Annotated in this window: 10 protein-coding genes and 2 pseudogenes; 3 read left to right on the top strand and 9 right to left on the bottom strand. The window is 61.7% G+C overall.

Features of this window, described 5'->3' with window-relative positions:
* Nucleotides 1–10: 10 nt before the first annotated feature.
* A complete protein-coding gene (locus HPT29_RS26485) occupies nt 11–1,591 on the bottom strand; it encodes a matrixin family metalloprotease (RefSeq protein WP_173945863.1) in 1,581 nt (526 codons plus the stop codon).
* 341 nt (nt 1,592–1,932) lie between these two features.
* On the opposite strand from HPT29_RS26485, the pseudogene HPT29_RS26480 reads away from it, so the two are divergent.
* A pseudogene (locus tag HPT29_RS26480) lies at nt 1,933–2,202 on the top strand (IS6 family transposase); the annotation flags it as partial.
* 87 nt (nt 2,203–2,289) lie between these two features.
* On the opposite strand, the gene HPT29_RS26475 reads toward HPT29_RS26480, so the two are convergent.
* From HPT29_RS26475 to HPT29_RS26460, 4 genes are all read right to left on the bottom strand, one after another.
* Nucleotides 2,290–2,988: an IS6 family transposase gene (locus HPT29_RS26475; protein ID WP_173945864.1), complete on the bottom strand. Its 699-nt coding sequence runs from the start codon at nt 2,986–2,988 to the stop codon at nt 2,290–2,292.
* Between the two features lie 538 nt (nt 2,989–3,526).
* The gene (locus tag HPT29_RS26470; RefSeq protein ID WP_259060871.1) at nt 3,527–4,282 is read right to left on the bottom strand and encodes a DUF1194 domain-containing protein; all 756 of its coding nucleotides are present in this window, start codon (nt 4,280–4,282) and stop codon (nt 3,527–3,529) included.
* A gap of 132 nt (nt 4,283–4,414) precedes the next feature.
* Nucleotides 4,415–5,437, bottom strand: coding sequence for an amino acid ABC transporter substrate-binding protein (locus HPT29_RS26465; RefSeq protein ID WP_173945866.1), 1,023 nt, complete (start codon nt 5,435–5,437; stop codon nt 4,415–4,417).
* Nucleotides 5,438–5,504: 67 nt separating this feature from the next.
* Nucleotides 5,505–7,496 carry a BTAD domain-containing putative transcriptional regulator gene (locus tag HPT29_RS26460; protein WP_173945867.1) on the bottom strand — a complete coding sequence of 664 codons (1,992 nt, stop codon included), beginning with the start codon at nt 7,494–7,496 and terminating at the stop codon, nt 5,505–5,507.
* A gap of 140 nt (nt 7,497–7,636) precedes the next feature.
* Here HPT29_RS26460 and HPT29_RS26455 point away from each other — a divergent pair, with 140 nt between their 5' ends.
* Both HPT29_RS26455 and HPT29_RS26450 read left to right on the top strand, forming a co-directional pair.
* Complete coding sequence (locus HPT29_RS26455) at nt 7,637–8,224, top strand: DUF6647 family protein (protein ID WP_173945868.1); 588 nt, start codon at nt 7,637–7,639, stop codon at nt 8,222–8,224.
* Between the two features lie 208 nt (nt 8,225–8,432).
* Nucleotides 8,433–9,200, top strand: coding sequence for a DUF1194 domain-containing protein (locus HPT29_RS26450; protein WP_173945869.1), 768 nt, complete (start codon nt 8,433–8,435; stop codon nt 9,198–9,200).
* 405 nt (nt 9,201–9,605) lie between these two features.
* On the opposite strand, the pseudogene HPT29_RS26445 reads toward HPT29_RS26450, so the two are convergent.
* The 4 genes and pseudogenes from HPT29_RS26445 to HPT29_RS26430 all read right to left on the bottom strand — a co-directional run.
* Nucleotides 9,606–10,076, bottom strand: a pseudogene (locus tag HPT29_RS26445) (transposase); the annotation flags it as partial.
* A gap of 22 nt (nt 10,077–10,098) precedes the next feature.
* Nucleotides 10,099–11,234 (bottom strand): IS3 family transposase gene (locus HPT29_RS26440; protein WP_173944985.1). Its coding sequence is split into 2 segments (ribosomal slippage): nt 10,099–10,970 and nt 10,970–11,234, totalling 1,137 coding nucleotides; the frame shifts between segments, so codons are not numbered across the junction.
* Nucleotides 11,235–11,496: 262 nt separating this feature from the next.
* Nucleotides 11,497–11,883, bottom strand: a complete 387-nt coding sequence (locus HPT29_RS26435; protein WP_259060868.1) for a response regulator — start codon at nt 11,881–11,883, stop codon at nt 11,497–11,499.
* Nucleotides 11,884–12,137: 254 nt separating this feature from the next.
* Nucleotides 12,138–12,518, bottom strand: coding sequence for a YciI family protein (locus HPT29_RS26430; RefSeq protein WP_173945136.1), 381 nt, complete (start codon nt 12,516–12,518; stop codon nt 12,138–12,140).
* Between the last annotated feature and the right edge of the window lie 54 nt (nt 12,519–12,572).

The following is a 12,572-nucleotide window of genomic DNA, read 5'->3' as shown; positions in this document are numbered from 1 at the left end:
CTCCAGCGCACTACTCCCGAGCAAACCACGTCACAATTTCCGTACCGGTTGGCGTCGACCAGCCAGAGTTTACAGCCATGCCAGGACCAACATGACTAGTACTTCCGGTGATATGCAGGAAGCCGGCGGGACAACCTCCCGCAGTAATCTGCATAGAGTCGAGGGAAGTGGCAAAATCCTGCTCGCGGAATCCCTGAACAAATATGCGGGTATCAGCGTGCCAGGCCAAATCCGGTGTGACCCGGCTGTGTTGTCCTTGGATGCACACAGTGCCGGCACTCACGATGCCAGCGGGCGAGATTGTGCATGTGCGCGTGCGCAGCTTGTTCTGTCCATATTCCCAAATGCCCTTCTCACCAGCCCAAACGAAACTATACCAGCACTGGCCTGCATCATTGGCCTCGATTGCGACACCATCATGCACACGGTAGAAGTCATCGACACGGTGGGGAGTCGACCACGAGTCACCATTATCAAACGAGACGCTGGCGTAGATGTAGCCGGTATCGTTCTGACTGGATTCGTCGTAGTTTACCCAGAGTACTATCCACGCACGCCTTCCTCCAACGACAGCGGTAGCGATGCCGGGGGTTGCGGCGGTTGTAGCCGTGGGGAAGTTGGTATAGGCCCAGCTTGCTGCGTTGTCGCGTGACCGTATGATGCGCACGCGGTTGTCATCGTTGCGACCGTCGACTACAGCCCACATCCATGTATCATGGTGATCCGACTCCATAGCAGTGCCATAGCGCGGTCGCGGATGCACGCTATAGAGAAACCAATTCGCGGGATCAAAAGTGACGCCGTCGCCACGGATCCAGGTGAGATTATTGCTAGGCGTGGTCCAGCCGATGACATAGTCGCCTGTGCTGCTGTTACCCGCAGCCGCAATTTTGTTGGTCGTGCGAGCGAAGGTACTGCCGAAGCCCGTAATGTCGTTGCCCAGCGTCGACCAACTCGCTCCGCTGTTATAAGTCGCGAGTTGGCGCAAACGATCATCTGTGCGCAGGCGATAGATGGCACGAATATCCGAAACGTCACCGGACCATGGGCCATAATGCGATGTCCAAGTATAGCCTCCCATGATATTCTTGGTGCTGCTACTGTGATCAAGGCCGATTGTATGCTGTAATTCGTGCATCATCACGGCATGCAGGCTTATTTCCCCTGAGTTGGGCCAGAATGGCGTGAAGTTCCACGGGGTGAGATCGCAGGCATTCTTGGCGTGGACGATGATAATTAGCCGGTCCGGAAAAGAGCCGAATGTCGATGCCAAGCGATTGTCTGCGCAGACATGCTTTTCGTTGGCCGAGATAACGATCTCGCCCGATCCTGCGTCAACGTTATCAGTATAGCCGAAGAACTGCGGACGAACGTCAACGCCGAGAACATGATTGAGGCGCGTATAGGCGTTGATCACTACATTGGTGAAAGGATCTTTCCATGCTGCCGGGAATCCGTTCGCTTCGAACGATCGCCAGTTAATGAGAACTCGTGGGCGCGAGCCCTCGCTATAAGTGATGCGATCCTGGCCGGCAGCCGGCAAGCTCATCAACCCAATTATTGCTGCTGCAGCAATTGACCATATACGCATCGGGATTTCCCCAATGGTAGAAGTAAAAGCAAATATTAATTCAATAGTGCTGCGGATGCAAGCTTGGCGGATCTGTCGCAAATTAGAATCGGCACCCAGAAGGTAGAGGGGAACCCTAGTTGCATTGTTGCACGGGTAGGCGATTTGTCTTCCGAGACTGGAACACATAGAAGAATGGCGCCTTCCAGATCTCGTATTCGACCGTGCCGTTCAAGATCCGTGCCGCTTGCCGCCACCGCATTCCCAAGCAGCAGTACTGGGTCGCGAAGTGGGCGGAGTATGGCGCGCCGGTGATGTCACGGTAACGTTTGGTGAGCGGCTTGTGGCTTAAGAGCCGCAGCATGACCAATCCCATCAGCTACAAGCGCCACCAGTTTCCGTGCGAGATCATCGCCCATGCGGTCTGGCTGTATTTCCGGTTTCCCCTGAGCCTGCGGCTCGTGGAGGAGATGCTGCTCGAGCGCGGCATCATCGTGTCCTACGAAACGATCCGTCGGTGGGGCAGGAAATTCGGTCCAGAGTATGCCCGGCGCCTCTGTCGCAAGCAGCGGAGTCCTCATTATGTCTGGCATCTCGATGAGGTTGTGATCAGCATCGCGGGTAAGAAACACTGACTCTGGCGGGCTGTCGACCAGGACGGATGGTTCTGTCGCAAATCCGGATCAGAGACGAGAAAGGATCAGGTGCTTGTGGAGAGCTCACGCGGCGAGCAGATCGAATTGCTCCGCGAGTGAGGGCTGTGGATTGCAGGCGTACTTCGCCTGTCCTTTCCGCATCATGTGAACCATCTCGATGCCGCTCAAGATCGTCCGAGCGGACGCCATCGACTTGAACCCGAGCATCGGCCGAACCCGCCGTTTGATAGCGCGATGATCCTGTTCAATGCGGTTGTTGAGATATTGACTCTGCCGGATCCGGATCGGCTTCAACTGGCGTCTTGACCGATCCTGGAGCCGGCTTTCCGTGTCGCAGCTCAGAATGGCCTCTCGGTTGGTCTGGCTGCCGTCGATGACGATCCGCTCCGGACGGCCATGCCGCTTCAGAGCCTTGCGCAGGAACCGCTTGGCCGCCGCCAGATTGCGCCGTTCGCTGAACCAGAACTCGACCATGTCGCCATGGCTATCGATGGCACGGTACAGGTACGTCCAGCGCCCACGGACCTTGATGTAAGTTTCATCAATGTGCCATTTCCCGCTGACGGGCCGTTTGTGTCGATTGAACCGCTGCAGCAGCTCGGGAGAGTAACGAACGACCCAGCGATGCACCGTGGCATGGTCGACCGAGATGCCCCGCTCGGCCATCATCTCTTCCAAATTGCGGAGGCTGAGATTGTAGGCGAGATACCACCGCACACAGAGCAGGATCACCGAGCGATCAAAATGCCTGCCCTTGAACATGCCACCCTCTTCCCTGAAGCCGAGGAGGCTATAGCTGAAACTCTGAAACAAAATGTTTGCGACACATCCCATGTGGAGATGCTGGAGTTCAGGATTGGCGACCGGGTCACCTTCCAGCCGCCGGGCCAAGGGCCACTTGAGGGCATGCTGACACGCTACAACAAAAAGACCGTGACAGTGATCACCGACACCGGGCAGACGTGGAATGTCTCGCCCACACTCCTCAGCAGGATCAAGCCAGCCAAGGGTGCCAACACAGCTGAACCCAAGGTGGTCCCCCTGAATAAGCGCTGATGCGAGAGGGTCGATGAGATCCAGGGGAGCATGACCATGTGTGGGCGGATCTGCCCGACGACCTGATGGAAGGTGCTTCACAATAAACAGAGCTTGGTTGGGACGGGTGCTTGCCCCCTGCAGATCGAAACCTGCGGACCGCCACCCCAGGTGGCCTCATGCTTTCCTCCGCAAGCACAACCAACACGGTCGATCCCACCTCTTGAGCCGTTCCGGCTACCCTGGACGGAGCCAGATGTCCGGCTCAATGCCGCAGCTGCTGTTTCAGCCGGATCTCTCCAGCAAGGCATAGCGTTTCATCTCTGGCCTGAGCAGGAATGGTCAGTGATTGCAATTCTGGCCGCCCGGCGATTTCCCGGATGAGCTTGGCCCGGATCGCCTCCATGAACTGGGCCGGATCCTGCACCGGGATCATAAAGGATCCGGGTCCGCCGATCACACACTCGCGGAAGTAGCCGTCGAGGTTCTCCATCTCGGGGAAGACGGACGGCCGATGGATCATGATCGGCAGACCGTTGATGACGATCCCCCGTGCCAAAGCGTCGTCCCGCGCCCACGTCACCGGACGCCCCTTGTTGTTCGGTCCGTCACCCGAGATGTCGATCGCCTGCCGGGTAGCTTCCATGTGACTGTCCTCCAGCAGCCGCATGCCGAACTCAATTACTCCGGAAAGCGAGGTGAAGCCTCCACTATGCAGTGGCGCCTGGGACAGGAGATCCGCGAATATGATCGCGTCTGTTGGCTGTTTGATGACGGTCCAGGGAATGACGACGGACTGCTCTGTCTCTCCGGCCCATTCGATGTATGTGACGGCAATACGGCCCAGTACACCGCGGCGGACGGCATCATACAGGGCAGGGGAGCGGAAGGCCTCGATGAAGCCGGCCCGCTGCAACTCCTGTTCCACCGGCTCCATGGAGGCCGACACATCGACGGCCAGCACCAGCGAGAGATCAACGGCGAGTTCGGCGCATGCGCCCGATCCTGATGCGGCAAGCACCCCCGCCGCCAGGAGCACGGGACCGAGAAAGGATCGGGGCTGGTTCATCGCAGCAATGGCATGGCCGCCACCTCCGCTCATTCATCCGTCGAATACATCCTGACGATCTCCGGTCTGAATCCGGATCAATTCCTACCGAACAGGCAGGCCGTACTGGAGGCCGCCCTTGGTCCAGAGCGCGTTCTGGCCGCGCTTGATCTTGAGCGGCGAACCCTCGCCGACGTTGCGCTCGAAGCTCTCGCCGTAGTTGCCCACGTGCCTGATGATGCGCACGGCCCAGTCGTTGGTCAGGCCGATGGCCTCGCCGAACTTGCCCTCGGTGCCGAGCAGGCGCTTGATCTCTGGATTGGCCGAGGTCTTCATCTGCTCGATATTGGCCTTGGTCACGCCGAGCTCCTCGGCATCGAGCATGGCATTGAAGGTCCAGCGCACGATGTCGGCCCACTGGTTGTCACCCTGGCGCACGGCCGGCCCGAGCGGCTCCTTCGAGATGACCTCCGGCAGGATCACGTGATCGTCCGGGTTCGAGAGGGTCAGCCGCGCGGCATAGAGGCCAGAGATATCGGTTGTCATCGCATCGCAGCGGCCGGCCTCATAAGCCGCCTTCGCCTCCGTCGCATTCACGAAGCTCACCGGCTGATACGTCAGGCCATTGGCGCGAAAGTAGTCAGCGAGGTTGAGCTCGGTCGTGGTGCCCTGGTCAGTGCAGACCGACTTGCCGTTCAACTCCTTGGCTGAGGCAAGTCCGAAAGTCTTGCGGACCATAAAGCCCTGGCCGTCGAAGTAGTTGATGGCCGGAAACTCGACGCCGACCTGGGTGTCACGCGCCATGGTCGCTGTCGAGTTGCGGGCAAGCACGTCGACCTGTCCGGACTTGAGGGCCGTGAAGCGGTCCTGGGCCGAGAGCGGGACGAACTGCACCTTGGTCGGGTCGTCGAAGATGGCGGCCGCGAGGGCGCGGCAGAGATCGACGTCGAGACCGGACCAGTTGCCCTGCGCATCCGGCGCGCCGAAGCCGGGGGCGCCCCGGTTCGAGCCGCAGGTCAGGACGCCCTTCTGCTTCACGCTGGCCAGCGTCGCCTGGGCCGAGGCTCCCGTGGCGGCGAGCACCGCCATGGTGATCGCGAGGGCCGCCGATATCGAAATCCTCCTCATGATCTTGCCTCCCTCCGCTCACTGGTCGGCCGCGCTGGGAACTTCCGACGGCGGCACGTCGGCCCGGCTATCCAAGCCCTGCCAGCTCCAAACCGCGCTCGTAGTGCTCCAGGTCAGCCGCATGCTGAAACCGGGCCGGCAAGCGAAGCCACCCGATCGCGCCGCCCACCGCCCGCAGCTCCTCCTCGCCCAGGCGCTGACGCAGCGCTTCCCGCATCCGATTAGCATGCATGGCTGCTTCGTCCGTGCGTCCAGCATAGGCTGCCGCAGCGGCCAGCCAGCCCCGGTTCGTGGTAATCCGATCCGGCGACTGCCGCATCCAGAACAGCGCATCCTCATAGCGGCGGCCGACGAAGCAGGATTTGCCCATCTGTTCAACTGAGACCGCCGGGAAGTATGGGTTGAACCGGATCGACTGCTCTGCCTGCATGATGCCGCGCTCGGCTTCTCCCGCATAGGCATACTCCAGGCCCGTATAGCCCAGGGTCTCGACGTCACCCGGACTGAGGGTGACAGCGCGGTCGAGGTGCACGTGGGCACCTGCGAAGTCGCGCCTGTACTGCAGGAGCAGTCCCATCATCCAGTGGCCCTGAGGATCGAGAGGGTCGAGGGCGATCGCTTGCTGTGCGTGGATGATCGCTCTCTCCCGTCGCTCCTCCTCCTGCAAGGGACTGATGCCCCCGGCGTGCATGATCGCGCAAGCCAGCCCGGCATGCGCCATGGCAGAATTCGGGTCCTGCTCGAGCGCACGGCTGAAGAACTGGAGCGCTTGGATTTGAGCCGCATGCAAGGTCGAGCGTTGGTACTCCCGGCCACGCAAGCAGTGCTCGTAGGCGCTCAGCGAATGGATCTCGCGGTGACGGATCCGCTCCAGCTCTGCCTGTTCGACGTGAACTGGGATGCTCGCGACGATAGCTTTGGCCGCAGTCTCTTGGAACTGTGGCAGCTCCTCCCAGTCGCCCTGGTAGCGCTCCGCCCAGAGTTGACGCTGCGAGGCGTTGTCGACGAGCTGGACGGTCACGCTCAAGCGGTTGCCAGTGCGCCGAACACTACCCTCGATCGTGTAGCGGGCGCCGAGCTGGCGCAACCGGGCCTCGGGATTAGGGTCGCGACCGAGTGCGAAGGACGTGTGCCGGGCCAGGACACCGAGCCGGCGGAAGCGCGCCAGATCGGCGATCACGTCCTCGGTCAGGGCCGCCGGCAGGCTGACCAGCGCCTGGTCCTCGGATAGGTCCCGGAAGGGCAACACGGCCACGAGGGGCTTGCCGTCCGCGGGCAGGTCGCTGCGGCCCAGAACCCAGGCGGCATTGAACGGCTCCGGGGCAGAGCGCCCACTGGTCTGGCTCACGGCCCGGGCGAGTTGCTCGACCTCGGCTCCCGGCCGGATCTGGAGGTCACGCTCAAGGCGGACGCGAAGTTGGCCATAGCGCCCGGCCGCGAGCGCACGTTCGCCCTGAGTCAGATGCAGCCGCATCAGTGCTGCATGCGTGCGCTCGCAGTAGGGGTCGATCACGAGATAACGCTGGGCGCAGGCCTTGGCCTCCGTCACCTCGCCGCGCCACAGCCGGAGCGAGAACAGATTCCAGAAGGCCGAGCGCGCCACCTCGCGCAGGCGCTCCCGTTCGGGCAGTAGCCAATCCTCGTATTCGGAGCTGAGATCGCCCGCATCCGACAGGAGATCGCCGCAGTACAGATCGCAGGCTGCGGTGAGGGCTTCGAGTGTCCCTTCCGCCGCGAGCGCCTCGAAGCGCACGACATCGACGGCCACGCGATCCGGGTCAAGCCAGAGCGAGCGGCTGTCGCTATGGAGCGGCCCTTCGTTTCCGCCAAGGATCGTTCTGAGCTGGTGCAGGACGAAGCGCAGGTTGCCCTGGGCATGCGGCGGGTCGGAGTCCGGCCACAGCAACGCCTGGAGGGTGTCGCGCCGATGCTTCGTGCCGGGGTGAAATGCCAAGCGCGCGAGGAGCTGGGGCCCCTTCTCGCCCGCGAGTTTGATGGGTCCGCGGTCGGGATGCCGCAGGCGAAGCCCGCCGAGCAGTGCGATCTCGAGTTCCGTCATGGAGGCCTCGGACGCTGTCGCAGCAGGACCAGTCTAGCACCGCGTCAGGATCCGCGAAACGCCCGGAGGCCTCGCCTCACGCCTGTCTAACGCTCCGTCGGCTCAACTCCCGCAAGCACCGCACGCGGGAGGATCGATCCATGAGGAAAGCTTGCTCGCTCCAAGGCCACGACGACACGATCGGCAGCCTTTGGGACGCCCTTCGTCTCGCCCGTATGATCGCTCTGGTCGCTTGTGGCCTCGCGTTGGCGTTGGCCGCCATTGGCCCTGCTCTGGCCCGTTCGGCCGGATCCGACGAATGCCTTGAGAGCGAATGGATCGCCGAGGCACGAGCCTTCGTCATCGGGGAGACGGGCATCCAAGCCCCCGAGATTTGCGTTCGCCTGGCGCCGAAGGAGCGTCTGGACGGGCTCGTGTTCCCGATGACCCTCGGTGAGTCTCACAGCGAGGCTGTGGCTGCCGTCTACGTTCCGACCACGCGGGAGATCCTGCTCGCCGACGATCTCGATCCCGACACCCCGCTCGCGCGCAGCTATCTCGTGCACGAACTGGTGCATGCGCAGCAGTTCGCGAGCCGGGCGCACGAGCGCGCCTCATGCCCAGGGGCGCTGGAGGCGGACGCTTATGGCCTCCAGGCCCTCTATCTCCGCACCCGGGGCCTGCGGGAGGAGGCGTTCCTGCTCCAGGTTCTCGGCCTGTTTCAGGGTGCCTGCGGCTATTCGGACTGATTTCTCCAGCCGCGTGCCGGCGAATCATCCCTGGGGCCATGCGCAGCAACTCAGCGGGACAGTACTCATTTCGGGCATCGACACGACAGCCGGGATTGTCCCGTCAGCCCGCTGCTCAAGTTCAATCGGTACGAAACCACCGTGGGCGAAGCGCCGGCGGAACGGGAGCTTGGGATGCTGAGCGGACCGCGCCTCATGACCCACCCTGATGCTGGCAGGCGGGATGCTGCTCGCGAACGGCGCGGCTCCGGCCGAAACCCGGGTCGATCTCGCGCTGGTGCTGGCGGTCGATGTCTCCTTTTCCATGGAGCCGGATGAGCCAGACCTCCAGCGACACGGCTTTGCCGAGGCACTCCAGTCCCCCGAGGTTCATCGGGCGATCCGTCAGGGCATGCTGGGGCGCATCGCTGTGGTTTACCTCGAGTGGTCCGGGGCGTTCGATCAGCAGATCGTCGTCCCCTGGACCATCATCGAGCAGCCCGCCGATGGCGTGGCCTTTGCCGAACGGCTTTCGCGGAGTCCGGTCCACCGCATGGGCTACACCTCGATTTCGGGGGGCATCGACTTCGGTGTCCGGCAGCTTCGTCAGAGCGGCGTGCAGGCGGATCGGCAGGTGATCGACATCTCGGGCGATGGAGCCAACAACACGGGCCGAACCGTGACCCCTGCACGCGATGGTGTCTTGACCCAGGGCATCACCATCAACGGCCTGCCGATCATGCTGAAGCGGCCCGACGGCATCTGGGATATCGACAACCTCGACCTCTACTTCCGCGACTGCGTCATCGGAGGACCGGAGGCTTTTCTGATTCCGGTGCGGGAGAAGGCGCACTTCATCAAGGCTATCACGGCCAAGATCATCCGGGAGATCACGGACCAGTGGCAGCCTCGCTCGCTGCTCCAGCCTGCCCAAGCTGACGCATCGACGAACTGCTTGGCTGGCGAGCGGCGGAGACACCAGCCGACAGCCAGGTGACCAGGACATAGCGGTCGCAGGGGATGGCCGGCGTCCGTGGGCTATCCCGCCGCAAGCGGCGCTTCTCCAAAGGCACCATTCGCCAACCCGCTTCCTCCGGGCCTTGAGCGACAGGATCCTCGTTCGGGAGTACAATGCCCGGAGTAGCGTTTCCCGACGCTCCGATGAGCGCCGCCAGCCTATCATTCGGGAGAGCGGCTGATGTCTCTCAGGCTTGATCTCTTCACGGCGATGGCCCTGCTTGGTTCCGCGCCGCCCACTGAGGCTCACGACATCTACTCGCCTCTCAGGGACAGGTTAGGGCACAGTTGCTGCCACGAGGGCGACTGTCGACCCGCGCCCTATCGGGTGACGCCGACGGGTGTGCAGATGTGAGCTATGACGGAATTTAGGTGACGGGGCCGATCAGGCGGCGCTGTTTGTCGGCACCGGAATGACCTCGCTGCCGTCCTTAAACCTGACACCGGCGATCACCTTCGGCAACTGGTTTTCACCCATCAACCTCCGCCAGCTTTTCGAAGCTGCCATGATGAGCTTGAACACCATCAGTCGCGCCGTTGTCGGCGACAGCGCGCCCTTGGTGCGCACGGTCCGGTGCCGCACCGTCGCGAACACACTTTCGATGGGATTTGTCGTCCGCAAATGGATCCAGTGCTCAGCCGGCCAGTCGTAGAAGGCCAGCAGCGCCCGCTGGTCCTTGCGCACGCACTCCACGGCTTTTGGATAGCGCGCCTGATAGGCTTCGGCGAACAGGTCGATGGCGATCTCGGCTTGGGCTCGGGTCGGCGCGAGATAAATCTCCCGCAGCGCCACCTTCATGCCGGGCTGCACGGATTTCGGCACTTTGTTGAGCACGTTGGTGGTTGGCCTGCCCCATGTGGGTGATCCGTATGTGATGTTAATTCAGCGTCGGTCTGGGCGCCAGCTTGGAAGCCGAGACCAAGACCTCAGGTGCAGGTGGCCGGTAGCCCAGGGATGAGTGCGGGCGCACCGTGTTGTAATGCCGGCGCCAACTCTCGATGATCACCTTTGCCTCTTCCAGAGTGTAGAAGATCTCTCCTTTCAGCAACTCGTCCCGCAGCTTCGAGTTGAAGCTCTCGCAATAGCCGTTCTCCCAGGGACTGCCCGGCTCGATGTAAGCCGTCCTGGCGCCCACAGCCGCGATCCACTCGCGCACCGCTTTGGCCACGAACTCGCTGCCGTTGTCGGAACGAATATGGCCTGGAATACCACGCAGGATGAACAGGTCCGAGAGCACGTCGATCACATCGACGGCTTTCAGCTTCCGGTTCACCCGGATCGCAAGGCACTCGCGCGTGAACTCGTCGATGACGTTGAGCATGCGGAACTTGCGCCCGTCATGGGTGCGATCTTCGACGAAGTCATACGACCAGACATGGTTGGGGTACTCCGGCCGCAGCCGGATGCAGGATCCGTCGTTGAGCCAGAGCCGGCCTCTCTTGGGTTGCTTTTGTGGCACTTTGAGCCCCTCCCGCCGCCAAATCCGCTCGACCCGCTTCTTGTTCACGAGCCAGCCAGCGTCTCGCAGCAGGGCTGTGATGCGCCGGTAGCCATAGCGGCCGTACTGAGTGGCCAGAGCGATGATGTCGGCCGTCAAAGCCGCTTCATCCACCGGCTGTTGGGGGACCTTGCGCTGGGTAGAGCGATGCTGGCCCAGAACCCGACAGGCCAACCGTTCCGAGACACCATATTTGGCGATCACATGCTCTACACAGGCGCGACGGCGGGCGGGGCCTACCAGTTTCCCGACGCAGCTTCCTTGAGGATGAGCTTCTCCAGGGTGAGATCCGAGACCGCCCGGCGCAGCCGGGCGTTCTCCAGCTCGAGCTCCTTCATCCGTTTGACTTGATCGGATTTGAGTCCGCCGTACTCATTGCGCCACCGGTAGTACGTGACCTCCGTCACACCGATCTGGCGGATGGCCTCGGCCATCGTCCGGCCTTGTGCCGTCAGCACGTCTACCTGTCGTAACTTGGAAACGATTTCTTCGGCCGTGTGCCTCTTCTTGCCCATCTTCAGTCCTCCTTCGGCTCAAAAGCCATACTTCAGGGAGGATCACTTTTCAGGGGGCAGACCATACCCTTCTGCGCCAGCGACCCGGCCCCGGTCCGCACCACCACGATTGGCTTTGTCATCCGACATTCGGTTGCTCCCTACAAAACAACTACGAGTCCAAAATGCGCCACAATGGAGGGTGGCTTCAGGAGGGCGTTAACCGCACCAGAGAGTCCTGTGGAGAACTCGGAACGAGTCATTTCAGGGCGACGTTGCTGGGTCAACGTCGGTGTCTCGGTGATCCCGCACTTATCTTGGGATGTTCATGCAGAGCGTGGATAGCCTCTACAATTCGCTCCATCCGATAGGGCTTGTTGAAGAACAAACTCCCACTCACCGGCGAGGCCGGAAGATCCGAGTAGCCGGTCACGTAGATCACGGCCACATCTGGATCTTGGTCCCGAATGCGCCTCGCCAATTCCCATCCATCGACTCTTCCAGGCATCCTGATGTCTGTGAGGAGCACATGAATGGGAAGGTTGCGGGGGAACAATGCCAGTGCCTGCTCACCAGTGGGCGCTTCTATGACCTCAAAGCCTTCGTCGCGCAGATGCTCTGCGGCACTCAGGAGAACAAGCGGGTCATCTTCAGCCACTAGAATGCGCATTGCTTTGCCCTCGCCAGAGAGGATCCGTTGCTGTTCCCAAAATGCGCCGGGATACTGATCCCGCTCACGACGCTAAGCTTAGGCTTAAATGCGAGATAACAAGAAAGTTATCCTGAGTCGATCTCGCTGTATAGCTAAAAAAGCGCAGGGAGCTGACACTCCCTGCACCGGTTCCATAGATCTGGCGGACGTGCTTGGGGCAGATGATCAGTTCCGATGCCGCCGTTGCTCTGAGCCTGATCTCCTGGGCACCGTCAGGATTCCGGTGCAAAGGCTGCGGCGAAGTCGGCCATCTCGAAAACCGGGCGGATCTCGATCTCGCTCGAGCCGGGCATCGGGTTGGGGCAGCGCTTCACCCATTCGAGCGCCTCGGCCATGTCCTTGACCTGCCACAGCCAGAAACCAGCGACCAGTTCGCGGGTTTCCGCAAAGGGGCCGTCCATCACGGTGCGGCTCGGCCCCTCGAAGGCCACCCGCTTGCCCTGCGAGGACGGCTTCAGCCCCTCGCCGGACAGCAGAATGCCGGCTTTGACGAGTTCCTCATTGTACTTGCCCATGGCTTCTAGGAGTTCGGTCGGGGGCATGATCCCCGCTTCGCTGTCCTTCGTCGCCTTCACCAGAACCATCACACGCATTGTTGTCTCCTTGATTGGTTGAGGTCACACTGACCTGCGTGCCTTTGCCGTTGA

The organism is Microvirga terrae, assembly GCF_013307435.2.
In the GTDB taxonomy this organism is placed as follows: domain Bacteria; phylum Pseudomonadota; class Alphaproteobacteria; order Rhizobiales; family Beijerinckiaceae; genus Microvirga; species Microvirga terrae.
Note: the sequence above shows the minus strand (reverse complement) of the source record. Positions and strands in the feature narration are given on the sequence as shown.